Genomic DNA, 25,844 nt, shown 5'->3' on the forward strand with positions numbered 1-25,844 from the left:
GGCCGTTGTTGCCGTTTTCCCGCCTCTACCGCCATCACGTCCGAAACACTGCCCCGGAGGACCGCCACCGGCAGCCGAAAACGCCCCGCGCAGCGGCAACGCCCGCCGCAGGCGCAACGGCGAGAAACCCGAAAACGTCGCCCCAGGCAAAGCGCAGCGGAAGGGCAACGGCGACAAACCCCCACGGCGGGAAAGCCGAAAACGTGCGCGGCAGGCAAAGCGCAGCGGAAGACCATCGGCCTAGGCCGGAAGCCCGTTACGCAACCCCCCGCGCCCAACCTAGCCTCGGGCCATGGACACGACGAGCGGCACACTCGGCGAGGCCCTTCAGCGGCTGCACGCCTCCGGCCCCGAGTTCAACGGATTTCTCAGCAATCACGGCCCGATGGCCGTCGAGGCCCTGGTCCGCCACGGCCAGGCCCGTACCGTCCACCGCTGGCTGGACACGTACGAGAACAAACTGGAGGGCGTACCGAGCGCCGGCGCCCGTATCACCGACGCCAACTGGCGGGAGGCGCTGGGCGATCCGGCCCGGGTCACCGACTGGACCGCGTACTTCACCGGACAGGTCGCCGAGCGGCCCTGGCGCGAGATCCTCGCCGAGTGGTGGCCTCGGCTGCTGCCCGGTATCGCCGGCGCCGCCACCCACCCCGTCATCCGGGTGGGACACGCCGTACGCAGCCTCCTGACGGAGGGCGAGGACGGCAACGACGGTCCGCGTATCGCGGAGTTGGCGCATGCCCTCGGCTACTGGGCCGCCCGCCATCTGCTGCTGCCCGCCGACGTGCGCCCCGCGGGCCGGGCCACCCCGGCCGAGGCGCTGGCCGCCCTCCCCCGTGTCGCCGAGCAGCAGGTGACGCCGGTGCGGGGGTACGCCCAACTCCCCAAGACGCCGGGCTGGTTAGCCGCCACCGAGTCGCTGTACCTCCCCGACGACCCCGAGGCCGTACGCAAGGGCCTCGCCTCGCTCGTACGGGCCGCCACGCTCAACTACGGCGACTACGGCCACGGGGACGGCATCATGCTGGTGCACGCGGCCACCGCGCCGAACGCGGTGCTGCGCACGCTGCCGGCGCTCCCCCGGGAGCTGTGGGCGAGTTCCTACGCGGTGGCCTGGGCCGCGACGTCCGCGGTCACCGCCATCTACGCCGCCGACACCCGGCGCCCGGCCCCCGACGCCGCCTCCCTCACCCCGGAGGAGGTCTTCGAGCGGGCGGTCGCCAACGGCAACGAGCATGCGATCAAGTTCGCGGACACCGCCCTGGACGTCGCGGCGGCCTCCGAGGACGGCGACACCCGCGCCCTGTCGGCGGCCCTGAACGCCGTCCGGCTGATCGTCGAGGACGACTGAACCGGACCGCGCGCGGCACTTCGGCCGCACTCAGCCAAATTGCACCGACCTCTTCGCCAACCCCATCCAGAATCCGTCGATCATGCTTCGCCCGGCATCCAGCTGCCCCACGGCGTCCGCGGCCCCCAGGGTCACGAACAGTGGCGCGAAATGTTCGGTACGCGGATGGGCGAGACGGCCGGCCGGCGCCTTGTGCGCGAAGTCGAAGAGCGCATCGAGGTCCTGCGCCTCCAGGGCCCGCCGCCCCCAGTCGTCGAACTCCGCCGACCAGGCGGGCGTGCCGCCGTCACGCTGCCGCAGCGCCGCCAGGTTGTGGGTGAAGAAGCCACTGCCGATGATCAGCACGCCCTCCTCCCGCAGCGGTGCGAGCCGGCGTCCGGCCTCGTGGAGCCGGCGCGGGTCGAGGGTCGGCAGCGAGATCTGGAGGACCGGGACGTCGGCGTCCGGAAACATCTCGACGAGCGGGACGTATGCACCGTGGTCGAGCCCCCGGGCGGGCATGTCCACCACGGGCGTGCCCGCCGTACGGAGCGTCTTGCGTATCCGCTCGGCCAGCGCCGGTGCACCGGGGGCCGGGTATCGCACCCGGTAGTAGTGCTGCGGGAAGCCCCAGAAGTCGTAGACGAGGGGCATCGTCACGGTGGCGCCGAGGGCGAGCGGGGCCTCCTCCCAGTGCGCGGAGACGATCAGCACCGCCTTCGGGCGCGGCAGCCGAGCGGCCCAGGCGGCCAGTTGGCCCGGCCACCAGGGGTCGTCGGCGAGCGGGGGTGCGCCGTGGCTGAGATAGAGAGCCGGCATGAGGGACATATCAACTCCACGGCGTCACACTGGGCGGTAGACGGGGTCGTCAACATTCAGCCACCGCACTCCGCAGTACTTGAATGTTCAAGCGTTAGGGTCCAGCCTAGCCCAACATTGTTAAAACTTAAAGAACTCTCCGAGCGGTGAGAGAGTGGATGGTATGAGCACCGAACCCGCAACCGAGCCGCGCTGGCTCACCGACGAGGAGCAATACGCCTGGCAGTGCTACCTCCACGCCACCACGCTCCTGGAGGACCACCTCGACCGGCAGCTGCAGCGCGACGCCGCGATGCCGCACGTCTATTACGGCCTGCTCGTCCAGCTGTCCCGCGCGCCGCGGCGCCGGATGCGGATGACCGAGCTGGCCCAGAACGCCAAGATCACCCGCTCCCGGCTCTCGCACGCGGTGGCCCGTCTGGAGAAGAACGGCTGGGTGCGCCGCGAGAACTGCCCCTCCGACAAGCGTGGCCAGAACGCCTACCTCACGGACGAGGGAATGCGGGTACTGGAGAAGGCCGCCCCCGGCCATGTCGCCGCCGTCCGCTCCGCGATCTTCGACCGGCTCTCCCCGGAGCAGGTCCGCCAACTGGCCGAGATCTGCCAGGTGATGACCGAAGGGCTGCAACCGCACGGTGCCGACCTCCCCTGGCTCCGCTGACGTATCGGCGGAACCGGAAGAGGCCGGCACCTGTGGGAGTGAGCAGACCCGTGGGGGGCCTTCGCGCGTATGAGTGACGCAGTGCTCTCAGTGCGCTCAGTGCGCCAGTACCGGAACCGGCACCTCGTCCTCGGCGGAGCCCCTGGCCGTGCCCGCCCCGTCGCCGGACGAGGCCACCGGCGAACCGCCGCCCGGCCGTCCGGTGTTGATGAAGGTGAAGGCGATCACCCCGGCCAGGGCCAGGATGCCGACCGCCCACCAGATGGCGGTGGTATAGCCGTGCACCATCGACTGGAGCTTGAGCAGGTCGGCCGAGCGCGCACCGGCCGCGTGCGCGGTGCCGTACGCGCTGGTGGCGCTGGCGGCGATGGTGTTCAGCAGGGCCGTACCGATCGCGCCGCCCACCTGCTGCGAGGTGTTGACCATCGCCGAGGCGACACCGGCGTCCTGCGGCTGGACCCCGTGCGTGGCCAGCGACATCGCCGGCATGAACGCCGTACCCATACCGAGGCCCATCAGCAGGAACCCGGGCAGGATCAGCGCGGGGTAGGACGTGTCCAGGTCGATCTGGGTCAGCATCAGCATGCCGGCCGCGGCCACCACGAACCCGGGCGCCATCAGCAGCCGCGGACGGACCCGGTTCATCAGCCGGGCGCCGATCTGCGTCGAGCCGGTGATCATGCCGGCGATCATCGGGAGGAAGGCCAGACCGGTGGCGACCGGCGTGTACCCCTTCACGATCTGGAGGTAGTAGGTCAGGAAGAGGAAGAGGCCGAACATGCCGATCACGGCGAGGCCCAGCGAGACATAGACACCGGCGCGGTTGCGCTCGGCGACCACCCGCAGCGGCAGCAGCGGGGCCTTGACCTTGGACTCGATCAGCACGAACGCCAGCAGCAGCACGGCGGCCGCGGCGAACAGGCCGAGGGTCGCACCGGCCAGCCAGCCGTCGGACTCGGCGCGGGTGAACCCGTAGACCAGCGAGACCAGTCCGAGCGTGGCCAGGATGACGCCGGGGACGTCCAGCCGGGAGGGGTTACGGCCCTCCGCGGGCTCGCGGATGACCAGGAGGGCGCCGGTCGCGGCGACCACGGCGAACGGGATGTTGACGAAGAAGGTCCAGCGCCAGTTCATGTACTCGGTCAGCACACCGCCGAGGATCAGGCCCACGGCGCCGCCGCCACCGGCGATCGCACCGAAGATCCCGAACGCCTTCGCGCGCTCCCTGGCCTCGGTGAACGTCACCGCGAGCAGGGACAGCGCGGCCGGTGCCAGCAGCGCGCCGAAGACACCCTGCAGCGCCCGCGCGCCCAGCAGCATGCCCTCGTTGGCCGCGGCCCCGCCGAGCGCGGAGGCGACCGCGAATCCGACCAGCCCGATGATGAAGGTCCGCTTGCGTCCCCACAGGTCGGCGACGCGGCCGCCGAAGAGCAGCAGCCCGCCGAAGGCCAGTGCGTAGGCGGTGATCACCCACTGCCGGTTGGCGTCGGTGATACCGAGGTCCTCCTGGGCGGAGGGCAGCGCGATGTTCACGATGGTCGCGTCGAGGACGACCATCAGCTGGGCGAGAGCGATGAATATCAGCGCTTTCCAGCGCCGGGGATCGACGGACGGGACGGTTTCAGGCATGGCGGGATCCACCTAGTGATGCGGTGTGCGAACAGGAGCGGAGCAAGGAGAAGAAGGGGTGGCGGAAAAAAGGGGAGGAAGGGGGGAGGGACGGGTGTGGTGTGGTGTGGTCGTGCGCGGCGGTGGCCGGTCCGGTTACGGGCGGCGGCGCCTGAGGTCTTCGAACGTGGCGGCGGACCCGGGCAGTTCGGAGCGGGCGGGCGTCTGCAGGCCGTCCAGGAACAGCTGCAGATGCCGGTGCACGAACTTGTCGAAGTCCATACAGCCACTGCCCGGCAGCGGCCGGGTGAGCTGGGTGAGCGCGACCATCAGGTCACCGACGGCGATGTCGGGACGCAGCTGGCCGCTGTCGCGCGCGGCGCCCATGACTGCCTCGACGGCGGCCTCCAGGCGGTCGCGCGCCGCGAGCAGATCGGGGTGATCACGATCGATGCTGTCGGAGAGCATCGGGCACAGCGCGCCGATCCGCTCCTCCACCGCTTCGTGGGCGAAGCGCCTCAGCGCCTGGAAGGCATCGGGCTCCTCGGCGAGGGCTCTCTCCGCGCGGTCAGCCGTACGGGACATGACGGAGAGCGTGACGTGGTGGATCAACTCCAGGCGATCGGCGAAGTGACGATAGAGCGTCGCATTGCCGACCCCCGCGCGTCGAGCGATTTCATCGAGCGGGACGTCGGCACCGAACTCCATCACCATCTCGCGAGCGGCCGCGATGATCCGCTCCCGGTTGCGCAGGGCATCGGCCCGCAGACGGGGCGGCTGCCCCTGCTTCTCGGTCTTCTGCTTCTCGGTCTTGTGCTTCTCGGTCTTCGCGCAGCGGGCGAGGGCGGTCACGCGGCTCACTCCTTTCGGCCTTCGGGTCTGGACTCCGATCCAGGAACCGGGGAGGCGCTCCCCGTTTCCGTCGGACGTCTGGTTAAACGGGGAGAACCTCCCCGGATATTTCACGGCCCGATGTGACCTGACCCACACCTTCAAACGGGCCCAGGAGGACCGGGGACTGACTCCGCCCGCACGCCCTCCCTCATGCCCGCCCCTGCCCCCCAGCCCGGCCCACGCCCCAGACCCGCCCATGCCTGCCCATGCCTGCCCCATGCCTCCAGTTGACGTAACTCCGCGCGCGAGGGATCACCCGCCGACCCAAGGTGATCGGTATGAAGCGCAAGATATGCGCGGTGCTGGCCGCCGGCGCGGCCACCGCGACCGCGGCGATAGCACTGGGTTCGCCGCCCAGCGCCGTGGCCATACCTCCGGGGCCGGGCGTTCGCCCGACCGGCCCCTGCGCACTGCACGGCATCACCGACGACGTCGCCGAAACCGCCGCCACACCCGCCGGTTTCGCCCGCTCCTCCGGCGTCGTCCGGGCGCTGACCCTCTTCATCGACTTCCCGGACGCCCGCGCCCCGCTGTCGCCCGGCGCCCGCTTCGCCGAGTTCTTCCCGGCCGCGACGGACTTCTTCCGCGCCAGCTCGTACGGCAGGCTCAGCTATCTGCCGGTACCCCTGTTCCGCTGGATCCGCATGTCACGGCCGCTCGCGGCGTACCGCATCCAGCGCGGCGCCGGCTTCGACCCGGCCGCGGACCGCGGCTATCACGCCCTGTCCCAGGAGATCGTCCGCACCATCGACCCGATCGTCGACTTCCGCGACTACGACCTCATCAACATCATCGCCACACCCAACGCGGGCCCGCCCGCGACCCGTACGGTCCTGTCGGTCACCTTCAGCGGCGCCGACCTGGGGCTGAAGACCGCCGACGGGGTGCCGTTCCGGAACACGTCGTTCATCTGGAGCCGGCAGACCGGGGAGAGCGCCTTCCGCGTCCTCAACCACGAGAACGCGCACAGCTTCGGCCTGCCCGACCTCTACTACACCGACGAGCGCCGCGCCCCGCCCCCCGTGGGCCACTGGGACCCGATGGACGAGGACTGGGGGCCGAGCAACGACTTCGTCGGCTGGCACAAGTGGAAGCTCGGCTGGCTCTCCGCCGACCAGGTGCACTGCGCACCGGCCCGCGGGACGCCCGGCGAACACACCCTCACACCGGTCTCCACCCCCGGCGGCGCCAAGATCGTCGTCGTTCCCACCTCGCCGCACACCGCGCTGGTGGTCGAGGCCCGCACCCGCGGGCTGCTCGAACCGGCGGTCTGCCGGCCCGGCGTCCTGGTGTACCGCGTCGCCACCGACGTCCCCTCGGGCCGCGGCCCGCTCCGCGTCATCGACGCCACCCCGCGCAGCGGCGGCTGCTATCAGGGGAACAAGTACGTCGACGCGGAGCTGACCGACGCCCCGTTCCGCCCTGGCGAGACCTACACCGACCACACCACCGGGGCCTCGGTCACCGTCCTCACCGAGAACCCGGACGGCACCTACCGCGTACGCGTGACCCCGGCCCGAGCCTGACCCCGAGCCCCCACCAGCGAGACCCCACACCCTCACCACTCCCCCTCCTCCCGCTACTCCCGGGGAATGCTCCCCGGGAGTGCTCCCCGCCCCGTGCTCCCCGGAAGTGCTCCCCGCCCCTCCTCGTGCCAGTGCCGCCGCCCGATGCTGATCAGCCGCAGCTGCCGGCGCGCCGTCCGCAGCACCCGTTCGGCCGCGCCCTCGGTCCCGTCCTCCTCGGCGTCGAGCAGCGCCGCGGCCGTGGTCACCAGCCGGTCCACATACAGCTCGGCCAGCATCCGCACCTCGTCATCGCGCCAGCCCTCCGACACCGGCTGGGACTTGAGCGCCGTCGCGACCTCCGCCGCGAACCGGTCCAGCTCGCCCGCGATGGCCTGCCGCACGGCCCGTACGCCGCCGTGCCGCTCCCGCGCCACGAACCGGATGTGCATCGGATGCCGGCGCACATGCTGCTCGACGACCGCGACCGTACGATCGATCCGCTCCTCGGCCCCGTCCTGCTCGGCGAGGATCGCCCGCACCATCACATGAAGGCTCCCCAGCGCCTCCTCGACGAGCGCGACGCCCAGCTCGCCCATGTCCCGGAAGTGCCGGTAGAACGCGGTCGGCGCGATCCCCACCACCCGCGTCACCTCCCGCAGACCGAGGCTGCTCAGACTCTGCTCCTCCAGCAGGCCGAGCGCCGCGTCCAGCAGCGCCTGCCGGGTCTTCTGCTTCTGGGCCTGCCGAACCCCAAGGGTGTGACTCATGTCATCCAGTAAACAACCGTTCTCCGAACTTCTCCACCCGTGAGGAGTCGTATGCTGGAGTCACTGAGTGAACAACTGTCCTCCGAGTGGGAAAGGCAGATCATGCTCTTCCTCGTCGCAGCCCTCCTCCTGATGGGGATCGCGCTGGGCACCGCGGCACACCTCCCCCTCCCCGTCACCCTCATCGCGGCGGCCGTCATCGCCGGCTGGCTGCTCGTCTTCTCCCTGCGCGAACACCGCCACCGGGCCGAGGTGACCACCCGATGACCGCGCTCACCCAAGCCGACTCGACGACCCGGGCCGCCTCGCCCGCCACCGCCAAGTCCCCCCGCCCGCGCGGCCGTTCACGCTCCCGCGCCGACGAGATGGCCGTGGCCTCCTTCATCCTCGGCCTGCTCGGCACCCTGGTGCTCAACCTCGTCCTGGGACCCTGCGCCCTGATCCTCGGCGGCCTGGCCCTGGCCCGCGGCACCAACCGCCGCGGCCGCGCCCTCCTGGGCCTCGCCCTCGGCGCCGCCGATCTCCTCCTCCTCGCCCTCCTCGTCACCCTCGACGGCACGGTCAGCTGGCACATCGGCGGCTGAACCCACCACACGCCCGCCCGGCAGACACCTCAGCGGCTAAGCCGGCCACAACCCACAGGCCCCATCCGCTACGCTGTCCTGGGCTCCCCTCAGGGGCGGCCCAAACCCGCCTCCGTAGCTCAGGGGATAGAGCACCGCTCTCCTAAAGCGGGTGTCGCAGGTTCGAATCCTGCCGGGGGCACCAGGTCTGACCAGCGCGTTTACCTCTCTCAGGTAGGCGCGCTGGTCTTTGAGCAGGCCGAGACCTGGCCCGAGGCCGAGAAGATCCGCACCAGGCTCCTCAACCAGGTCGACGAGCAGCGGCATCCCAAGAGCCAGGTGACGATGCCCTTCCTGCTCGACCGCTGGCTGGGCGTCACTGAGCTCGATGTCGACACGTCGTACGAGCGGGCCGAGGGCTCATCCGTAACTACCTCAAGCCGACCTTCGGCGACCTGAAGGCGGGCAAGCTCACGGCCGAGATGCTGGAGCTGTTCTACGCCCGCCTCCGGCACCCCAGCACGCCCCCGGCGACAACGTCATCCCGATGATGGAGGCGCCGAACAGCCACGAGGCCGAGCAGATCGTCCTCGGTGCCGTCATGGTCGACGCCGCCGTCCTGCCCGAGATCGAGGAGGAGCTCGGGCAGGACCCCGCGGTCTTCTACCGCCCCGCCCACGAGACAATCTGGCGCGCGATCCTGGAGCTCGTGGCCGGCGGCATCCCGCCGAGTCCGATCGTCCTTGCCGACACGCTGGACAAGCCAGGCGACCTGAAGCGCGTGGGCGGGGCGTCCTATCCGCACACCCTCTACGGAGCCCAGGAACGGCCAGCGCCGGGCCGTACCACGCAAGGATCGTGCGCGAACACGCGAGTCGGCGGGAGATCGCCGAAGTCGGCACCCGACTGATCCAAGCGGCATGCGAATCCGGCGAAGACCACGACGAGTTGCTTGCCACAGCGCGTCTCGCACTTGACCGCACAGCAGTCGAGGAACACTGGCCTGTCCCAACTCCGCTCGGCCAGCAAGGCCCGTTGCCCACTTTCCCCGTCGATGCCCTCCCCGCCTGGGTAGCCGAACAGGTAGCAGCTGTCGCAGAGTTCACCCAAATCCCTGCTGACATGGCCGCCACCATGGCACTCGCCGCGCTCTCCACCGCCGCCGGCGGGCGCGTCCACGTGCAGATCCGTGACGGCTGGATCGAGCAGACGAACCTCTACCTGGTCGTCGCCATACCCCCGGCCTCCCGCAAGTCCGACGTCTTCGCGGCCATGACCCGCCCGATCTACGACATCGAAGCAGCCCTGCAGGAGGATGCCCGCCCCTCCATCATCGAAGCCGAAGTCGCCAAGGAAGCCGCAGAGTCCCGCGCCGAGGCCATCATGACCAAGGCCCGCAAGGCGGACGACTCCACTGCGTCCACGTCGCTGGTCGCTGAGGCCGCGGGCCTGCGTATGGAAGCCGAGTCCATCGTCGTCCCGCCCAAGCCCCGTCTCACCGCGTCCGGCGACGTCACTCCCGAGACCTTGACCAAGCTCCTCAGCACGCACGGCCGACTCGGAGTCCTCTCCCCAGAAGGCGACCTCTTCGACATCATCGCGGGCCGCTACAGTTCCCGCCCCAACCTCGGCGTCTTCCTGCAGCCCCGGTCCTGATGGACATTGCCCAGACCCCGGGCGCCCGCGGCCGAGGTCTCCTGGCCCGCTTCTTCTTCTCCCTCCCTGCCTCGACCCTCGGCTACCGGAAGATCGTTGTTCAGGCCATCGAGCCCCAGCTCCGCCCCGAGGGCGTCCTTGCGCACATCGACGACTGGGCAGGCAAGTGCGTCGGCGCCGTGGCCCGCATCGCCGGCCTCCTCCACCTCGCCGACCGCGCCACAGGCCGCTGGGGCGAGCCAATCGAGGCCGCGACGGTCGAGCGCGCCACCGCCATCGGCGAGTACTACACCGCCCACGCGCTCGCGGCCTTCGACCTCATGGAGACCAACACGGAGAGCGAGAAGGCTCAGCTCGTCCTCGACTGGATCCGTCGGACGAAGGTGACCAGCTTCAAGGCCCATGAACTCGTCACGGCCCGCCGCCGCGCCTTCCCCACCGTGAGCTCCACCGCCCCGGCACTGAAGCTGCTCGAAGAACACGGCTATCTGAGGAGCGTCCAGCCGGCCCGGAACGGCTCGCGCGGCAAACTTCCTGCGATCACCTACCGCGTACACCCCTCGCTCTTGGTCGATGGCGACAGCCCTGCTCGCCCGTGACCTTGAGCCAGTTCCAGACACCTAAAATCGGACAACAATGCGATACTCCACCTTCCTACCCTGTGGCCTCAACTGCCTTATATAAGTTCTTTTATCCGACCTTACCCACCCAGCAGAGTGCACTTTTTCAGACACACGTTCCAAATGTCGCTTGTATACATGGCTTGAGATCCATACCTTGTGGCGCGATCACGAGGCACGGCATCGGGCCAGTGCCTCCACCAGGGGAGGACGCTCCAGATGATGAAGAAGACGATCGCGGGGCTCGTCATCGCAGGGACGGCGTTGATGGGCGCATCGTCGGCCTTCGCGTACGAGAGTTACTCGCCGTCCTCGAAGGCTGGGTCGTGGACCCAGAAGAGCGACACCCAGGTTGCGGTAATGATCCACAGCAGAGGCACGAAGGCCCACGCGGACTACTACCGCACCACGGACTCGGGCAGCTACTACACGCTGTGGAACAAGTCGGGGATTGTCAACAACATCGCCCACAGCGGCACCGGTGGCCGGGTGACCGACCTGCGGACCTGCAACTGGGTCCCGGACAACGACGACGAGTGCAGCCGGTGGGAAGTCCGCGGCTGACGGTTCGCGAGCGTCGGCATGCGGCACCACGCAGGTCGCGCGATGAGATCGATACACCTACCTAGGGGGAGGAACGCAAGATGATGAAGAAGACGATCGTAGGGCTCGTGGTAGCGGGTGCGGCGCTGGTGGGGGCTTCGCCTGCCGTTGCCGCGTTCGAGAGCTACTCGCCTGGCGGCAAGGCGGGGTCCTGGACCCAGAAGAAGGACACCCAGGTCGCGGTAATGATCCATAAGTATGGCGACATATCTGCTTTCGCGAACTATTACCGCACCACGGACCCTGACAGCTACTACACGCTGTGGAACAAGTCGGGTGGCAAGGGCAGCATCGCCTACAGCGGCACCGGTGGCCGGGTGACCGACCTGCGGACCTGCAACTGGGTCCCGGACAACGACGACGAGTGCAGCCGGTGGGAAATCCGCGGCTGAAGCCACTCCAGGCGGCCTGACGTTCGGGCCGCACGGTTCAGAATCTGAAGCGGCAGGGTGGGAGGCAGCACATTAGCTGCCTCCCACCCTGCCTGCGCTGTGCGCAGTGGGTGAGAGAGGTACCAGTGGGTCAAGGCAAGGGCGAACGAGACAGCAGCGGGGACGTGTTGAACATCAGCGGGCTTCGCTACGAAGTCGCTGATCGCGTGCTGCTGGACGGCTTGGACCTGCAGGTCGGTGCGGGTGAGTCGGCAGCGGTGGTCGGGCCCAGCGGCAGCGGTAAGAGCACTCTGCTGGGTTGTGTGCTGGGGCTGATCCGGCCGTCGCAGGGGCGTGTTGAAGTTGCGGGTCTGGATGTTGTCCGTATGCGCCAGCGAGCGCTGGAGCGGCACCGCAGCCGTCACATGGGCGTGGTCTTCCAGTTCGGCGAGCTGTTGCCTGAACTGACCCCGGTGGAGAACGTGGCGTTGGCGGCGCTGCTGGGAGGGACCTCCACTGGCCAGGCCTATGAGCGGGCGGAAACTCTTCTCCGTGACCTCGGGGTGCCCTACGACGGGGTACCCACTGGGCAGCTGTCGGGGGGCGAGCGGCAGCGCACTGCCGTGGCCCGCGCATTGATCAATGAGCCGGCCCTCCTGCTGGCGGACGAGCCGACCGGAGCGCTGGACCGCACCACCCGGGATGCCGTCACAGAGTTGCTCTTCGATGTCCCCCGGCGCTGGGGTTGTGCCCTCGTCGTGGTCACCCACGACTTCGAAGTGGCGGACCGGGCAGACCGTTGCCTCGAACTCACCGGTGCGGCGCTCATGCAGCGGAAGGCAGGGGAACGCTCATGAAGCGCAATTCGCTGTCATGGCAGCTGCTGCGGATGGGACGAGCAGCCGGGAGGCGCGCTGGTGGCGGCCAAGTGCGGGCAATCGCACTGCTGCTGGCCACAGCCATGCTGGCACTCGGCTTGACAGCGATTGGCGCGACGTACGCCGCCTACGACGGGATCGAGAAGCGGACAGCCGCCCGCGGGCTCCAGTTTCACGACGCTTTTCCTGCACAGCCTGTGACTGCGCTGGCGATGGCGAACTTTGACGAGGTTCAAGGTCGGCAGTTCAGCCTGGTGTATGTCCGTCCCGTCTCCCCGCGCGCGGCGCCGCCACCGGGCGTCGACCGCTGGCCCGCTCCGGGTGAGGCACTGCTGTCCCCGGAACTGAAGCGCCTTCTGGGGGCCGAAGGGGCGCTGAACAGGTATGGCAAGGTCGCCGGAACCATCCGCGACGAAGGGCTGGCAAGCCCCGGTGAGCGATACGCCTACGTCAACCCGACTGAGCAGCAGCTCAACAAGAAGAGCGCATATCCCATCGTCGGCTTCGGTGAGAACGGCATGCCGACCGGCGATGTGCGGTTCATATCTGATCGAGGCAAGTTCCTGACCGCCCTCTATCTGATCCTGCTACCCGCCGCCGCACTCGCCGTTGTCGCGGTACGGATGGGCTCGGCGGGCAGGGACAAGCGCACTGCGCTGGTCAGTGCGTTGGGCGGTAGCCGACGTCATCGTGCCCTGCTCAACCTCGGCGAGGCAGCCATCCCCGTCGGGGCCGGTGCAGTGCTGGGTACTCTGCCCGCACTGTTGGTGCAGGCGCTGGGAAACGTCCGGCTTCCCTGGATCAACTACTGGTTGTCGGCGGCGGATCTGCGGCAGTGGTGGGCGCCGGTGCTCTTGGCTGGCCTCGCGGCCGCAGTGGGGATGCTCCTCCTCGTGTGCCTGGTGCACCGTCAGGCAAGGCGAGGGACGTCGCGCTCGACGCGGCTTTCTGCCCGCAAGGGCCGGGCGCTCCACTGGGCGGCTCTCGCCTGCCCCGTCCTGCTCTTCCTCACAGTGTGGGGGCCGGCTCAGCTGGATCCGTCCCACTACGCCGACCTGAGGATGAAGCTTTACAACACCGGTGTCGTCGCGGTGATGGCAACCCTGCCGTGTGCCGTCGCGGTCGGTGCCGCGGCGCTCGGGCCGCAGTTGGCCCGGTGGTCACGGCGCACCGGTGACGCCGGAGCTCTGGTCTCCGGCCGGCACACCGCCGCGCACCCGGGAGTGACCGCGCGCCTGGTCGCCGGGGTCAGCATCGCCCTGGTTCTGGTGAGTCAAATCCAGCTGATGAGCGCACAGTTCGGCGAAAATGCGCAGGCAGCCCAAGCCACGGCGAACCGCATCGGCCACAGCGTGCTGCTCATGAAGATTTCCGATCAGCTTCCCCGTGACCAGGTGGACAGCGTGGTCGGCCGACTTCCGGCAGGGGTGGAGACCTTCGCCATCTACCGGCCGAAGAACCCCAGCGCCTCGGCACCGGCTCGTATCCAAGGCCCGTGCCAGGCCCTGCGCGCCCTTCAGCTCACCTGCTCACCACAGCCCACCATCGTGTCATCGCGGGCCGCAGACCAGCGACTGGTGGAAGCGTTGCGGTGGGTCAGCCCGGTGGTTGACCGGTTCGAGGTGCAACAGGCCCCCGCTCTTCCTGCTCGCTCTTCCCCCGCCCCGGAAAAGCTCGCTCTGGTTTCCTCCGACGGTACGGATCTCCCGGAGCAGAAGATCAAGCAGCTCCTGAGAGATTCCTTGCCCGTCGCCTCGGCCGGCGTCGACGCTCCGGGTGCCGAGTGGCTGGTAGGGGCCCGGGAGTCCGTCGCGCACGGCAAGTGGGTGGTCTTCTTCGGCCTGCCGGGAGTGCTGATCGTCGCCCTGGCGGTCGCCCTGGCCAACCTGGCAGAGTTCCTGCGCTTCAGCCGCAAGGTCGCACCGCTGAGCGTGCTCACCGGCCAACGGAAGATCTACTACTCGACAGCGGCCTGGGCGCTCCTCGTGCCCTTGCTGGCCTCGATCGCCACAAGCGTGATCGCCGCAAGCTGGCTGGCCGCCCCGCAGGAAAGCGTGGCTTACGGCATCGAGTTGTCGAACAGTGTCCTGGCCACTACAGCCGGCGCCCTCGCCGTTCTGGCTCTCCTCACCTGGTGGTGGGGTGCACGCGCAGCCGTGCGGCAATCGAGCCAATGGCGTCCCTATGGTGAATGACATATCCCCACTTCGGGGCCGGAGGCACTCGGATGGTGTCGAAGGGGTCGACCAAGCGGGCATAGCGCACCCGACACGATCGGCCAACGGCGATACCGTGCGGCATGGTCGCATATCCCTCTGCGCTGGTCCGGCCGTGCTCGCGCTCGTCCTTGGGCTGTGGGGCATCACGCGTGAGCACAGCATGTGGCGGGACGAGGCGGCGACCTGGCAGGCGGCGCATCGGTCGCTGGCCGAGATAGGACACATGGTCAGCCAGGTCGATGTCGTCCACGGCCTGTACTACGCGGTGATGCACGGGTTGTTCGCCGTCTTCGGCGACAGCCTGATCACCCTGCGGCTGCCCTCGGTACTCGCCACGGCCGGCGCCTGCGCGCTGACGGCGCTGATCGGCGCCCGGCTCTCAGGGCGCTGGGTGGGGATCGGGGCCGGGCTCGCCCTCGCGGTCGTGCCTGCGGTCCAGGAGTACGCCCAGGAGGGCCGGCCCTACGCGCTCGTCCTCGCCTTCGTGGCGCTCGCGACCTGGCTACTGGTGGGCGCCCTTGAGCGACCGAGCGTCCAGCGGTGGGCCGGGTACGGGGCGGCCGTGCTGATCGCCGCGCTGCTCAACTGGTTCTCGCTGTTCGCGCTGATCGCGCACATGGTCACCGTGGTGTACGTCCGCCCCGACCGAGCCCGACGCATCGGGTGGGCGCTCGCCTCCGCCGGTGCTGTGGCCGGGACCCTGCCCGTGGTGCTGGCCAGCCGGGCCCAGGCCGACCAGGTCTCCTGGATCAAGCCGCTCGGGTGGTCGACGGTGCTCGGCGTGGTGATCACCGTGACGATCGCCGCGCTCTGCGCACGCCTGTCGTACGCGCGCCTGCCGTACCGGCGCCGGCTGCCGGAGAGCCTGCGGGAGGATGTACCGCGCGCGCACGTGAGCCTCGCCGCCGTCGCGCTCCCGCTGTGCGCGGTGCCGCAGATCGGCCTGGCCATGGCCTCCCTCGTCAAACCGCTCTACATCACCCGCTATGTACTGTTCGCGTACATAGGTTTCGCGCTCCTCGTCGGCGTCCTCCTGGTCACGATCACCGCGGGCATCAGGACACACCCTCGCGTTCTGCTCCCCGCCACCGTTGCCCTGGCGCTCTTGGTGCTGCTCCCGACCGAGCTCCGGCTGCGTACCGTACAGAGTCGCGTCGACGACGTGCTGACTGCGGCAGCCATCGTCGGTCACACACGCCACGCCGCCGACGGCGTGCTCTACATTCCCGCCGCGCGCCGTGACACGGCCCTCGTCTCGCCCCAGGCGTTCGCCGGCCTGCGAGATCTGGCTCTGGCCCAGAGCCCGGTGGAGTCAGGCACGTTGAAAGGTATAGAGGCCGGGCCCGACGCAATAGAGCGAGCCGTGCTCAGCGCACAGCGCATCGTGGTCGTAACCGACCCCGGGCCCCCCAAAGCCGCATCGGCACGCGACCGCGCCAAGCAACGTGCCCTCGACGAGCACTTCGTGCGCCGCTCGGACACGATTGAGCGGGGTCGTCAGGTGAGCGTTTACGAACGAGTGAAGTGAACTGGGCCATACAACACGCAGGTCCGGCGCCCCACGTACAGACCGATCACGGTCCGAATCTCAGTGAGGGCGCCCCAAGCGTCCGGACACCCGGCCAGCGATATCGCTCTCGGGTCCATAGATCCTGGCGGCGTCGAGGACTACACCGACAGGGCGGCCCCGCTCCCTGCGCATCTGTCGTCTGTCGCAGGGAGCGGGGCCGCCCAAGTGGTTCAGGTCAGGTGTGCTGTTAGCTCCCGTGTGTCGCTAGCTCCCGCGCTTGACGAAGGTCATCGGGACCGTGGTGTTGCCCTGGACCAGGACGCGTGCCGGGATGAGGACCATCTTCTGCTTTCGGTTTCCGTCGGCGTTGGTGAAGTCGAGCTTGTAGACGATGTACCCGATGTACTTACCGCCGTTGGCGCGCCCCTCGACCCAGCCGTTCACGCGGTCCGGGACCTCGTACTTGTTGGTCTGCTCCACCATGGTCGTCCACTTGTCGGTGGTGGTGGTCGACTCGCTGTAGGTGAAGTTGAGCTCCGTACCGGCGTTGCCGCCACCGGGCCCGCCGGGAGTGTTCAGCTGTGAGGTGACCTTTCCGCCGACGGACCAGCCACTGGTCTGGCTGGTGTCCTGGCCGACCATGGCCCCGTACTTGTAGTCGAACGACGCCTTGCCCATCACCCCTGCCGAGGTCTGCATGACCGGGTATTTCTGGTCCAGCACGCCGATGAAGCCGCAGGGCATCGGCTCGCCGCCGGGGTTGTGGCTGGGCTGGCCGCACATCGACTTGGCGTCCCAGTTGCTCAGCCACGGCTCCTTGTCGTCGCTGCTGCTCGTGCGGACGTCGGGATCCTCGGTGGTGAGGGACTGGCCGCCCTCGGTCGGGACAGGCTGTTCAAGGTTGAATCCGCTGCCCAGCTTGGACGGGATGTCCTTGAGCGCCTGGTCGTGCGAGTAGACCTTCTCGACCTCGTCGAGCTTGACCTGCTGCGAGTCCTGGCCGTTGACCGGGTAGCCCTTGACGGCTTCCTGCTGGTTCAGGGGGAAACGCGCGCCCAGCCAGTCGAGGGCTTCCTGTTCGGTGCTGAAGTAGGTGTTGCCGTCCTCGGCGTGGGCCGGAGTGGTGGAGCCGATCAGGGATATGCCGGTGAGGAAGGCGGTGGCGAGGGCACCCGTCACCAGACTTGCCCTACGGCGGGTTTGAGCACGGGGGATGTATCGGATTGACACGCGAATCTCCTCGTTTCTTCTCGTTAGGTCTTTCCTTCTCGTCAGGCGTCGACCGACCCCGTGGGTCGGCTGCGCCTGGGCTTCAGGGGGCTGGTGGCGTCACCACCGGCCGGGCGCACCCCGGACATGGGCCGGTGTCGAAGACCGATACGCCGGGCATGGGGCGCGGTTACGGGAGTTGGCGGCAGGGAGGGAGGGAGAGGTCGGTGGCCTCGGTGGTGGGCGGAGGTGTCTTGATCGCCGGGGCTTCGGCGGTGTTCGGCGGGCGGCACCCCGGCTCCGTCCGGTCGTGGGGTGCCGCGGTGTGGCTCAGGTCGACTGGATCGAGCGCAGCATGTTCATGCGGGCCGCCCGGCGGGACGGCCAGATCGCGGCCAGGACGCCGATCATCAGGGCCAGCACCAGGAAGGTGCCCAGGCGTCCCCAGGGCAGGACGGTCTCGTACTCCTGCATCGAGGACGTGGTCAGGCCGCCTGCGGCCCAGGCCAGGAAGATGCCGGTACCGATGCCGAGGACCGCGCCGAAGAGGGAGATGACCACCGACTCCAGGCGGACCATCTGCCGGATCCCGGCCCGGTCGAGGCCGATGGCGCGCAGCATGCCGATCTCGCGGGTGCGCTCGAAGACCGACATGGCCAGGGTGTTGACGACGCCGAGGATCGCGATGACGACGGCCATGCCGAGCAGGCCGTACATCATGCTCAGGACCGTGGTGACCGACTCGTTCTTGTCCTTGATGAGCTGCTCCTGGGTTCGGACCTTGAGCAGGGGGCTGTCGCCGAGTGCGGCGCGGATCTTGCGGTCGAGGCCGGTGGTCTTGCCGGGTTCGGCCTTGACCAGCAGGTTGTCGAGCTGCTTCGTCACGGAGTACGGGAGGACGTCGGCGAGGGTGCCCAGCGCCTCGTCGGTGGTGCGGGTGTTGGCGTAGATGCCGACGACCGTCAGCTTCCGCTTCGCGGCTTTGGTGCCGTCCATGCCGCCGCCCATCTCGGCGTCGAGGGTGGCGCCGACCTGGAGCCCGGCTCGCTCGGCGAACTCGTCGGAGACCGCGATCTTTCCGGGGCCGATGTCGTGCAGTGAGCCGGTGCGGAAGTCGAGTCGGGCTGCCTTGCCGAAGGCGGTGGGGTCGGTGCCGGTGATGACGGCGGACTGGCCTTGGGTGTCGAGCTGTGCGGTGGTGAGAGGGGCGGCCGCGGCGACCCCGGGTACCCGGGCGACCTTGCCGGCCGCGTCCGCGTCGAGCCCGCGGGTGGTGTTGTAGTTGACCTTGTAGTCGGCACTCAGGCCCTGGGTGGCCTCCTTGGCCATGGCGCTCTGGGAGGAGTGGGCGCCGACGGTCAGCCCGGTGATCAGGGCGAGACCGATCATCAGGGCGGATGCGGTGGCTGCGGTGCGGCGCGGGTTGCGCAGCGCGTTCTGCCTGGCCAGCTTGCCGCTGACGCCGAAGAGGCGGGTGGTGACGTTGCCGGACAGGGTGATCAGCGGCCGGGAGAGCAGCGGGGCCAGCACGATCACGCCGCCGAGGGTCAGTGCGGCGCCGAGCATCGCGATCAGCAGGTTCGATTCCTTGCTGGTCTTGAGCGTGGAGACGTAGAGCATCACCAGCGCCCCAGCCCCGGTGAGCAGGGTGCCGAGTACGTTGCGGACCAGCAGGGCGCGGGCGGGCGGCGCCTGGTCGACGCTGCTGAGGGCCGCCACGGGGGCGATCTTCGCGGCCTTGCGGGACGGCAGCCAGGCGGCCAGAACGGTGACGACGACGCCGACCGCGAGCGAGGCCAGCGGGGCCGCGGGCGTGATGACCAGCGGCCCGTCGGGCAGTGCGGCACCGGTCGTGTTGAGCAGCGGGCCCATGGCGGCGGCGATGCCGAGGCCGAGCGCGAATCCGCCGACGGAGGACACCAGGCCGAGCAGGGCGGCCTCGATGAGGACGGAGCGTTCGACCTGGCGGCGCGAGGCGCCCACGGCCCGCAGCAGCGCGATCTCGCGGCTGCGCTGGGCAATCAGCATGGTGAAGGTGTTGGCGATGAGGAAGACGCCGACGAACAGCGCGATACCGGCGAAGACCAGCAGGGTCTTGGTGAGGTATCCGGTGTTCTTGGCGATCTGGGCGGACTGCTCGGCGGCCAGTTCGGCGCCGCTGGTGGCCCTGGGACCGTTGTCGGGGAGCAGTGCCTGCACCTGGTCGGTCAGCGCGTACTGGTCGGTGCCGGGACCGGCCGTGACGGCGATCTCGTCGAACTGGCCGGGGTGGTGGAACAGTTTCTGTGCGGTCTTGGTGTCGAAGAGGGTGAGGGTGCCGCCGGCGGTGACCTGGGGGTCGTCGGTGGTGACCGTGCCGACCAGTTTCTTGGTCAGGGCGGGTCCGTCGGTGGCGAAGCGGACGGTGTCGCCGATCCGGTAGCCGGCCTTCTCGGCGGTCTTGGCATCCAGGGCCAACTCACCTGCGGCAACCGGTCCGCGGCCTTCCTTCAGCGGGAAGTGGCTGTCCTTGCCGTTCTGGCCCGGCTGGTAGTTGGTGGCCAGGTTCTGCCCGTTGGTGTCGGCGTTGACCGGGCGGCCGTCCTTACCGGCCAGGGTGGCCTGCCCGTGGACGGTGGGGCGTACCGAAGCGACGCCGGGCAGCGCGCGGATCTTCCGCGCCAGCGCGGCATCGAGGGCGGTGGCCGGCTGGCTGTCCTCGCCGCCCGCCATATCGGGGGCGTACGGGTCGGTGGCGGCGGCGTCGTCCGCCCGCACGGAGACGGCCACGCCCTTGAGGCTCTGGGCGGAAGCGTTGCGGTAGGCGTTCGCGGTGGTGTCGGCGAAGACGAGGGTGCCGGAGACGAAGGCGACGCCGAGCAGGACCGCGAGCGCGGTCATGATCAATCGGGCTTTGTGCGCAAGGACGTTGCGCAGGGCTGTACGCAGCATGGTGATCGGTTCAGTCCTGGGTGCGAGGGGCGGGTGCGCGGATGCGGGCTACGGGGCGGTGAGTGGCTGCGGGCCGCGTCAGCTCGTCCGTCCCTTGGCGTCGAAGAGCCGCATGCGGTCCAGCACGGCCTCGGGTGTGGGAGCGGGCAGATCGTCGGTGACGTGTCCGTCGGCGAGGAAGACCACCCGGTCGGCATAGGAGGCGGCCATCGGGTCGTGGGTGACCATCACCACCGTCTGCCCCAACTCCCGTACGGAGTCCCGCAGAAAGCCGAGGACCTCCGCGCCGGACCGGGAGTCGAGGTTGCCGGTCGGCTCGTCCGCGAAGACGATCTCCGGACGCCCGGCCAGTGCACGGGCCACCGCGACCCGCTGCTGCTGGCCGCCGGACAGCTGCGAAGGGCGGTGCCGCAGCCGCCCTGCGAGGCCGACCGTCCCCACGATCAGCTCCAGCCACTCCTGGTCGGGCTTACGGCCGGCGATGTCCAGCGGCAGGGTGATGTTCTCCAGGGCGTCCAGCGTGGGCAGCAGGTTGAACGACTGGAAGACGAAACCGAGCTTCTCCCGCCGCAGCCTGGTCAGCTGACGGTCCTTGAGCCCGGAGAGCTCGGTGTCACCGATCCGGGCCGACCCGCCGGAGATGGCGTCGAGCCCCGCCATGCAGTGCATCAGCGTCGACTTGCCGGAACCGGACGGACCCATGATCGCGGTGAACCGGCCGCGGCCGAACTCCACGGTCACCGAGTCGAGCGCGACGACGCGGGTCTCGCCCTCGCCGTAGACCTTGGTCAGCCCGGTCGCGCAGGCGGCGACGGGAGAGGGGACGCGAAGGCGGGTGGTGGCAGTGGCGGTCTGCGACATGGGTACTCCTGGAAGGGGTGCGAAGTCCCGACCATCGTGGTCGCGCCGTACCCCCGAATCCGTCGCCCTCAGGTCGGGAATGCGGCGCCTGCCCAATGGCAGACCCGCCGCGGCCCGGTCGTCCTCACGGACCACAGTCCCTCTGCCCAATGGCAGAGTCGACAGCTCTGCCCGAAGACAGGGCGGGCGGCCCCGGGCCGGTGCTCAGCCCATGAGCCCGGCCTGGTGCGCCAGTACCGCCGCCTGTACCCGGCTGCCGCACCCGGTCTTCTCCAGAATCGCCCGGACGTGGCTCTTGACCGTCCCCACCCCGATGCCGAGCCGCCTGCCGACATCCGGGTTCGACAGCCCCTCCCCCAGCATGACCAGCACTTCCCGCTCCCGGCCCGTCAGCCCCACGATCCTGCTCTCCGGGACGGCCCCGGCCCCGCCGCCGCTCAGCATCCGCCGTACGACGGTCCCGGTGACGCCCGGCGACAGCACCGCATCCCCCGCAGCCGCCGCCCGCACCGCGCGGATCAGCTCCTGCGGCCCCTCGTCCTTGAGCAGGAAGCCGGTGGCACCGGCCCGCAGGGCCCGGGTGACGTTCTCCTCGTCGCCGAAAGTGGTGAGCATGACCACCTGCGGCGCGGGGTCCAGGGCGACCAGCGGTTCGACGGCCGCGAGTCCGTCGAGTACGGGCATGCGGATGTCGATGAGCACCACGTCGGGCCGGTGCTCGGTGGCGAGCCGGACGGCCTCGGCGCCGTTGACCGCCTCGCCCACCACCTCGATGCCCTCGGCGTGCCGGAGGATCAACCGGACGCCGTGCCGGATCATCTCCTCGTCGTCCGCGAGCACCACCCGGATCGTGGGACTCGCCCCGGTGCGTGCGAAGTCGGCCTGGTCAGTCATGTGTGCTGCTCCTACGGGGCGGTTCGGTCGCTCGTTCCGTCACCATGGGGACCGCAAAACGGTCGATCGCGATCAAGATGTCGGACCGGAAGCAGTAGCGGACAATCATTACTCGCCCGCCCTTGGACTCCCTGTCCGTGTAGGGATACATGCAGTCCGTTGCGGAGCCCGGCCGCGGCGGCTCGTGCCCGAGGGCCGCCGCACGCGTCACGGCGTCCTCGCCGGCCACGGACCGCTGCACGCGCTCCTTGGTCATCCCCACCCGGGGCTTCTCGGGGCCCTCATGCGGGAGGTCGTACCGTGAATGGCCCACCAGCAGGACCCCGAACAGCATCATCGCCCCCACCCCCGCCAGGCCCAGCAGCCCGGTGACGGCACCGGCGAGGCGCCGCTGGAGGGTGGAGAGCCCGCCGCCGTGCTCGCCGTCGCCGTCGCCCGGCCCCTTCTCGTACGGCTCCGCCTCCGCCCGCTCCGCGCCGGGCCCGGGGTCGGCGGGGATATCTGCGGCCACAGCGAACCCTCCGCCAGGCGTCCGGCCGGCCTCCAGGTCGCCGCCGAGCAGTGCCACCCGCTCCCCCAGCCCGGTCAGTCCACGCCCGGTGCCGAGGCCGGTCGTGGCAGCGGGTGGCACGGGCGGCACACCGTTGCGCACCTGAACGCGCACCCGCCCGTGGGCGTGGCGAACGGTGACGGTCACATGGGCCCCGACCGCGTACCGGTGCACGTTGGTGAGCGATTCGCGCACCACCCGGTGGACCGCCCGCCGCACCCGGGCCGGCCGCGCATCAAGATCGGCCCCCTCCCAGGAGAACTCGACGGGGATGCCGACGCCCCGCGACTCCTCGACCAGTGCCTCGATGTCCGCGCGGGTACCCGTCGCATCGGTCAGCGCATCGGTCCCGGTGTCCCGCCCCAACGGGCCCAGTACCCCCAGCACCTCCCGCAGCTCCTGCATCGCATCACGGGCGGCTTGGCCCACCACGGCCGCCTCGTCCTGCAGCTGGGGCGCCTCCCTGCCCAGCGCCAGCTCCAGCCCGCCCGCGTGCAGCGAGACCAGGCTCAGCCGGTGCCCGACCAGATCGTGCATCTCCACAGCGATACGCGACCGCTCCCGCACCCGCGACTCGCTGTCCGCCAGCCGCCGCGCCTCCTCAGCGGCGGCCGTGCGCTCCCGCAACGCCCGCAACAGCCGGTCCTGCTGCCCCGCAGCGGTGCCCACCAGCCCGGGCACCACGACCGTGATGGTGGCCAGTACCGCACCCAATGCCAGGCCGAAGGGCCAGCTTCCCAGCTCCGTCTGCGGCGCGGACGCCGCGCAGGTCACCATCGCCGAGACGACCGCCCCGAGCAGCACGCCGACACGCTGCCGCGGCGTCTCCAGCTGCCGGGTCGCGCTGTAGGCGGCCACCGCGGTCAGCAGCGCCACGGAAGGCACCACCCCCATCAGCACCGCCAGCCCCACCACACAAACCACCGGCCACCGCCGCCGCACCAGCACCAACGCGATACCGATGAGCCCCAGCGCCGCCTCCCCGCCCTTCAGCCTGCCGTCGATACCCGTCACACCGACGTGGGTGAGCAGCACCAGCCCCCCGGCCAGAACCGCCTCCCCCACCGCCCGCCACAGGTGCCGCCCCTGCTCCCCGGGCCCTGCAAAGGGCCTACGGGACGGGTGGTTCTCGACAGCTGGCGGGTTACTGGACGACATAACGCCGATTATTAAGGCCTCCGCACGGACCTTCCCTACGTCTTAGGGGCGACTCGGCCTCTACCCAAAGAGAGAGGCCGCCGAGGCTTGCCGGGATGGGAGTTATCCACAGGGTCGGCGGCAGGGGGCTGGGAGCTCGTAGGCTTCTGGGATGGCTCTGGCGGACGTGGAAGTGGTCGTGGACATGGATGTGGAAAGCGCTTCGGAGGCGGGCGAGGCGGTGCAGGTGCTGCGCCGGGTGTTCGGGTATGAGGCGTTCCGCGGCAGCCAGCAGGAGATCATCGAGCACGTCATAGGGGGCGGGGACGCGGTCGTCCTGATGCCGACCGGTGGCGGCAAGTCGCTGTGTTACCAGATTCCCTCGCTGGTCAGGGGCGGTGTGGGGGTGGTGATCTCGCCGCTGATCGCCTTGATGCAGGACCAGGTCGACGCTCTGCGGGCGCTCGGGGTGCGGGCCGGGTTCCTCAATTCGACGCAGGATCTGGAGGAGCGGCGGCTCGTCGAGGCCGAGTTCCTGGCCGGGGAGCTGGATCTGCTCTATCTGGCGCCGGAGCGGTTGCGGGTGGAGCAGACGCTGAGCCTGCTGGACCGGGGGAAGATCTCGCTGTTCGCGATCGACGAGGCACACTGCGTCGCGCAGTGGGGCCATGACTTCCGGCCCGACTATCTGGCGCTGTCGATGCTGCACGAGCGCTGGCCCGAGGTGCCGCGGATCGCGCTGACCGCCACCGCGACCGAGGCCACCCACGCCGAGATCACCTCACGGCTGCGGATGGCGGACGCCCGGCACTTCGTGGCGAGCTTCGACCGGCCGAACATCCAGTACCGGATCGCGGCGAAGAACGAGCCGAAGAAGCAGCTGCTGGAGCTGCTGCGGAGCGAGCATGCGGGCGAAGCGGGGATCGTCTACTGCCTGTCGCGTGCGTCGGTGGAGAAGACCGCGCAGTTCCTGGTGGAGAACGGCATCGCCGCGGTGCCGTATCACGCCGGGCTCGATTCCCGTACGCGGGCCGAGAACCAGGCGCGGTTCCTGCGTGAGGACGGGCTGGTCGTGGTCGCCACGATCGCGTTCGGGATGGGCATCGACAAGCCGGATGTGCGGTTCGTGGCGCATCTGGATCTGCCGAAGTCGGTGGAGGGCTACTACCAGGAGACCGGGCGTGCCGGACGTGACGGCCAGCCGTCGACGGCCTGGCTGGCGTACGGGCTGCAGGACGTCGTGCAGCAGCGGAAGCTGATCGACGGGTCGGAGGGCGACGAGGCACACCGTCGGCGTCTGGCCGCCCACCTCGACGCGATGCTGGCGCTGTGCGAGACGGTGGAGTGCCGGCGGGTCCGGCTGCTGGCGTACTTCGGGCAGGAGAGCGCCGCCTGCGGCAACTGCGACACCTGCCTGGCCCCGCCGCAGACCTGGGACGGCACGGTCCCCGCGCAGAAGCTGCTGTCGACGGTCGTGCGGCTGCAGCGGGAGCGCGGGCAGAAGTTCGGGGCGGGGCAGATCATCGACATCCTGATGGGGAAGAAGACCGCGAAGGTCATTCAGTTCGATCATGATGCGCTGAGCGTCTTCGGAGTGGGGAGCGACCTCCGGGAAGCCGAATGGCGGGGTGTGGTGCGGCAGCTGCTGGCGCAGGGGCTGCTGGCCGTCGAGGGGGATTACGGCACGCTGGTCCTCACGGACACCAGCGGTGAGGTGCTGCGCGGCGCGCGCGAGGTGCCGATGCGGCGGGAGCCGGAGAAGGCCGCCCGGGCCGCCAAGGCGAAGGCCAAGGCCAAGCGGGCTCCGGTGGATCTGCCCGAGGAGGCGCTGCCGCTCTTCGAGGCACTGCGCGGCTGGCGGGGCCGGACGGCCAAGGAGCAGGGCGTTCCGGCGTATGTGATCTTCCACGATGCGACGCTCAGGGAGATCGCCACCCTCCGGCCGGCGACGACCGCCGAGCTCGGCTCGGTCGGCGGGGTCGGCGAGAACAAGCTCGCGAAGTACGGGCAGCAGATTCTGGATGTGCTGGCGGGGGAGGACGGAGGCGGAGAGGGAGACGGCCCTGGAGTCGGAGACGGCCCTGGAGTCGGAGACGGCCCCGGAGTCGGACGAGGAGACGGAGAAGGAGACGGAGAAGGGGCCGCGGCTTTGGGGGATGGGCGTGCGGCGGCGGTGCCAGGGGCGGCGGTGCCGGGGGCGGACGATCATGAGGTGCTGCCGGAGCCGCCGGATGACATCGACTGGTGAGCGGCGG

General features: G+C 69.7%; 23 protein-coding genes and 1 tRNA gene. 15 read left to right on the forward strand and 9 right to left on the reverse strand.

All coding sequences use genetic code 11. From position 1 onward, the window contains the following. Positions 1 to 292 precede the first annotated feature (292 nt). Positions 293 to 1,351: a questin oxidase family protein gene (locus ACWD6P_RS10885; protein ID WP_451443716.1), complete on the forward strand. Its 1,059-nt coding sequence runs from the start codon at positions 293 to 295 to the stop codon at positions 1,349 to 1,351. A gap of 30 nt (positions 1,352 to 1,381) precedes the next feature. Here the strand turns inward: ACWD6P_RS10885 and ACWD6P_RS10890 are convergent, their stop codons facing one another. Next, the gene (locus ACWD6P_RS10890; protein ID WP_451443717.1) at positions 1,382 to 2,149 is read right to left on the reverse strand and encodes a DODA-type extradiol aromatic ring-opening family dioxygenase; all 768 of its coding nucleotides are present in this window, start codon (positions 2,147 to 2,149) and stop codon (positions 1,382 to 1,384) included. Positions 2,150 to 2,312: 163 nt separating this feature from the next. On the opposite strand from ACWD6P_RS10890, the gene ACWD6P_RS10895 reads away from it, so the two are divergent. After that, complete coding sequence (locus tag ACWD6P_RS10895) at positions 2,313 to 2,810, forward strand: MarR family winged helix-turn-helix transcriptional regulator (RefSeq protein ID WP_451443718.1); 498 nt, start codon at positions 2,313 to 2,315, stop codon at positions 2,808 to 2,810. A 96-nt stretch (positions 2,811 to 2,906) separates the two neighbouring features. On the opposite strand, the gene ACWD6P_RS10900 is transcribed toward ACWD6P_RS10895, so the two are convergent. Both ACWD6P_RS10900 and ACWD6P_RS10905 read right to left on the reverse strand, forming a co-directional pair. Then, complete coding sequence (locus tag ACWD6P_RS10900) at positions 2,907 to 4,439, reverse strand: MFS transporter (RefSeq protein ID WP_451443719.1); 1,533 nt, start codon at positions 4,437 to 4,439, stop codon at positions 2,907 to 2,909. A 135-nt stretch (positions 4,440 to 4,574) separates the two neighbouring features. Next, positions 4,575 to 5,186, reverse strand: coding sequence for a TetR/AcrR family transcriptional regulator (locus ACWD6P_RS10905; protein ID WP_451443816.1), 612 nt, complete (start codon positions 5,184 to 5,186; stop codon positions 4,575 to 4,577). Between the two features lie 404 nt (positions 5,187 to 5,590). Here ACWD6P_RS10905 and ACWD6P_RS10910 point away from each other — a divergent pair, with 404 nt between their 5' ends. Continuing rightward, positions 5,591 to 6,838: a M6 family metalloprotease domain-containing protein gene (locus ACWD6P_RS10910; protein ID WP_451443720.1), complete on the forward strand. Its 1,248-nt coding sequence runs from the start codon at positions 5,591 to 5,593 to the stop codon at positions 6,836 to 6,838. Positions 6,839 to 6,891: 53 nt separating this feature from the next. On the opposite strand, the gene ACWD6P_RS10915 is transcribed toward ACWD6P_RS10910, so the two are convergent. Continuing rightward, positions 6,892 to 7,587 carry a TetR family transcriptional regulator gene (locus tag ACWD6P_RS10915; protein WP_451443721.1) on the reverse strand — a complete coding sequence of 232 codons (696 nt, stop codon included), beginning with the start codon at positions 7,585 to 7,587 and terminating at the stop codon, positions 6,892 to 6,894. Between the two features lie 51 nt (positions 7,588 to 7,638). Between ACWD6P_RS10915 and ACWD6P_RS10920 the strand changes: the two genes are divergently transcribed. From ACWD6P_RS10920 to ACWD6P_RS10970, 11 genes are all read left to right on the forward strand, one after another. Continuing rightward, positions 7,639 to 7,854 (forward strand): hypothetical protein, encoded by a 216-nt coding sequence (locus ACWD6P_RS10920; RefSeq protein ID WP_451443824.1) that lies wholly within the window; start codon positions 7,639 to 7,641, stop codon positions 7,852 to 7,854. Then, on the forward strand, positions 7,851 to 8,171 hold the full coding sequence (locus ACWD6P_RS10925) for a hypothetical protein (RefSeq protein ID WP_451443722.1): 321 nt from the start codon (positions 7,851 to 7,853) through the stop codon (positions 8,169 to 8,171). Before ACWD6P_RS10920 ends, ACWD6P_RS10925 begins: the two co-directional genes overlap by 4 nt. 108 nt (positions 8,172 to 8,279) lie before the next feature. Beyond that, positions 8,280 to 8,355 (forward strand) — tRNA-Arg (locus ACWD6P_RS10930). 342 nt (positions 8,356 to 8,697) lie between these two features. Beyond that, positions 8,698 to 9,060 carry a DnaB-like helicase N-terminal domain-containing protein gene (locus tag ACWD6P_RS10935; RefSeq protein ID WP_451443723.1) on the forward strand — a complete coding sequence of 121 codons (363 nt, stop codon included), beginning with the start codon at positions 8,698 to 8,700 and terminating at the stop codon, positions 9,058 to 9,060. Then, positions 9,009 to 9,806 (forward strand): DUF3987 domain-containing protein, encoded by a 798-nt coding sequence (locus tag ACWD6P_RS10940; protein ID WP_451443724.1) that lies wholly within the window; start codon positions 9,009 to 9,011, stop codon positions 9,804 to 9,806. Before ACWD6P_RS10935 ends, ACWD6P_RS10940 begins: the two co-directional genes overlap by 52 nt. After that, on the forward strand, positions 9,806 to 10,405 hold the full coding sequence (locus ACWD6P_RS10945) for a DUF3987 domain-containing protein (RefSeq protein ID WP_451443725.1): 600 nt from the start codon (positions 9,806 to 9,808) through the stop codon (positions 10,403 to 10,405). Before ACWD6P_RS10940 ends, ACWD6P_RS10945 begins: the two co-directional genes overlap by 1 nt. Positions 10,406 to 10,645: 240 nt before the next feature. Beyond that, on the forward strand, positions 10,646 to 10,990 hold the full coding sequence (locus tag ACWD6P_RS10950; protein ID WP_451443726.1) for a hypothetical protein: 345 nt from the start codon (positions 10,646 to 10,648) through the stop codon (positions 10,988 to 10,990). A gap of 80 nt (positions 10,991 to 11,070) precedes the next feature. After that, positions 11,071 to 11,421, forward strand: a complete 351-nt coding sequence (locus ACWD6P_RS10955) for a hypothetical protein (protein WP_451443727.1) — start codon at positions 11,071 to 11,073, stop codon at positions 11,419 to 11,421. A gap of 167 nt (positions 11,422 to 11,588) precedes the next feature. Continuing rightward, entirely contained in the window at positions 11,589 to 12,257 is a 669-nt protein-coding gene (locus ACWD6P_RS10960) for an ABC transporter ATP-binding protein (RefSeq protein ID WP_451443817.1), read from the forward strand. Next, entirely contained in the window at positions 12,254 to 14,473 is a 2,220-nt protein-coding gene (locus ACWD6P_RS10965) for an ABC transporter permease (RefSeq protein ID WP_451443728.1), read from the forward strand. Before ACWD6P_RS10960 ends, ACWD6P_RS10965 begins: the two co-directional genes overlap by 4 nt. Before the next feature lie 136 nt (positions 14,474 to 14,609). Then, the gene (locus ACWD6P_RS10970; protein WP_451443729.1) at positions 14,610 to 16,025 is read left to right on the forward strand and encodes a glycosyltransferase family 39 protein; all 1,416 of its coding nucleotides are present in this window, start codon (positions 14,610 to 14,612) and stop codon (positions 16,023 to 16,025) included. 246 nt (positions 16,026 to 16,271) lie between these two features. Here the strand turns inward: ACWD6P_RS10970 and ACWD6P_RS10975 are convergent, their stop codons facing one another. The 5 genes from ACWD6P_RS10975 to ACWD6P_RS10995 form a co-directional block, all read right to left on the reverse strand. Next, entirely contained in the window at positions 16,272 to 17,186 is a 915-nt protein-coding gene (locus ACWD6P_RS10975; RefSeq protein ID WP_451443730.1) for a hypothetical protein, read from the reverse strand. Positions 17,187 to 17,546: 360 nt separating this feature from the next. Further along, positions 17,547 to 20,147 (reverse strand): ABC transporter permease, encoded by a 2,601-nt coding sequence (locus ACWD6P_RS10980; RefSeq protein WP_451443731.1) that lies wholly within the window; start codon positions 20,145 to 20,147, stop codon positions 17,547 to 17,549. 78 nt (positions 20,148 to 20,225) lie between these two features. Further along, on the reverse strand, positions 20,226 to 21,008 hold the full coding sequence (locus ACWD6P_RS10985; RefSeq protein WP_451443732.1) for an ABC transporter ATP-binding protein: 783 nt from the start codon (positions 21,006 to 21,008) through the stop codon (positions 20,226 to 20,228). Positions 21,009 to 21,212: 204 nt separating this feature from the next. Then, positions 21,213 to 21,902 (reverse strand): response regulator, encoded by a 690-nt coding sequence (locus ACWD6P_RS10990; protein ID WP_451443733.1) that lies wholly within the window; start codon positions 21,900 to 21,902, stop codon positions 21,213 to 21,215. Beyond that, positions 21,895 to 23,610, reverse strand: coding sequence for a sensor histidine kinase (locus ACWD6P_RS10995; RefSeq protein WP_451443734.1), 1,716 nt, complete (start codon positions 23,608 to 23,610; stop codon positions 21,895 to 21,897). The genes ACWD6P_RS10990 and ACWD6P_RS10995 overlap by 8 nt, the downstream gene beginning before the upstream one ends. Positions 23,611 to 23,794: 184 nt before the next feature. Between ACWD6P_RS10995 and recQ the strand changes: the two genes are divergently transcribed. Further along, positions 23,795 to 25,837, forward strand: a complete 2,043-nt coding sequence (recQ, locus tag ACWD6P_RS11000) for a DNA helicase RecQ (RefSeq protein WP_451443818.1) — start codon at positions 23,795 to 23,797, stop codon at positions 25,835 to 25,837. Positions 25,838 to 25,844 lie beyond the last annotated feature (7 nt).

This window comes from Streptomyces sp. NPDC002446 (genome assembly GCF_053595675.1).

Bases quoted from the DNA above. Each gene is read 5' to 3' on its own strand.
- ACWD6P_RS10885 (WP_451443716.1), top strand. From the start codon at position 293: ATGGACACGACGAGCGGCACACTCGGCGAGGCCCTTCAGCGGCTGCAC.
- ACWD6P_RS10920 (WP_451443824.1), top strand. From the start codon at position 7,639: ATGCTGGAGTCACTGAGTGAACAACTGTCCTCCGAGTGGGAAAGGCAG.
- ACWD6P_RS10895 (WP_451443718.1), top strand. From the start codon at position 2,313: ATGAGCACCGAACCCGCAACCGAGCCGCGCTGGCTCACCGACGAGGAG.
- ACWD6P_RS10985 (WP_451443732.1), bottom strand. From the start codon at position 21,008: ATGTCGCAGACCGCCACTGCCACCACCCGCCTTCGCGTCCCCTCTCCC.
- ACWD6P_RS10900 (WP_451443719.1), bottom strand. From the start codon at position 4,439: ATGCCTGAAACCGTCCCGTCCGTCGATCCCCGGCGCTGGAAAGCGCTG.
- ACWD6P_RS10935 (WP_451443723.1), top strand. From the start codon at position 8,698: ATGATGGAGGCGCCGAACAGCCACGAGGCCGAGCAGATCGTCCTCGGT.
- ACWD6P_RS10925 (WP_451443722.1), top strand. From the start codon at position 7,851: ATGACCGCGCTCACCCAAGCCGACTCGACGACCCGGGCCGCCTCGCCC.
- ACWD6P_RS10945 (WP_451443725.1), top strand. From the start codon at position 9,806: ATGGACATTGCCCAGACCCCGGGCGCCCGCGGCCGAGGTCTCCTGGCC.
- ACWD6P_RS10955 (WP_451443727.1), top strand. From the start codon at position 11,071: ATGATGAAGAAGACGATCGTAGGGCTCGTGGTAGCGGGTGCGGCGCTG.
- ACWD6P_RS10950 (WP_451443726.1), top strand. From the start codon at position 10,646: ATGATGAAGAAGACGATCGCGGGGCTCGTCATCGCAGGGACGGCGTTG.
- recQ (WP_451443818.1), top strand. From the start codon at position 23,795: ATGGATGTGGAAAGCGCTTCGGAGGCGGGCGAGGCGGTGCAGGTGCTG.
- ACWD6P_RS10980 (WP_451443731.1), bottom strand. From the start codon at position 20,147: ATGCTGCGTACAGCCCTGCGCAACGTCCTTGCGCACAAAGCCCGATTG.
- ACWD6P_RS10915 (WP_451443721.1), bottom strand. From the start codon at position 7,587: ATGAGTCACACCCTTGGGGTTCGGCAGGCCCAGAAGCAGAAGACCCGG.
- ACWD6P_RS10910 (WP_451443720.1), top strand. From the start codon at position 5,591: ATGAAGCGCAAGATATGCGCGGTGCTGGCCGCCGGCGCGGCCACCGCG.
- ACWD6P_RS10995 (WP_451443734.1), bottom strand. From the start codon at position 23,610: ATGTCGTCCAGTAACCCGCCAGCTGTCGAGAACCACCCGTCCCGTAGG.
- ACWD6P_RS10965 (WP_451443728.1), top strand. From the start codon at position 12,254: ATGAAGCGCAATTCGCTGTCATGGCAGCTGCTGCGGATGGGACGAGCA.
- ACWD6P_RS10890 (WP_451443717.1), bottom strand. From the start codon at position 2,149: ATGCCGGCTCTCTATCTCAGCCACGGCGCACCCCCGCTCGCCGACGAC.
- ACWD6P_RS10990 (WP_451443733.1), bottom strand. From the start codon at position 21,902: ATGACTGACCAGGCCGACTTCGCACGCACCGGGGCGAGTCCCACGATC.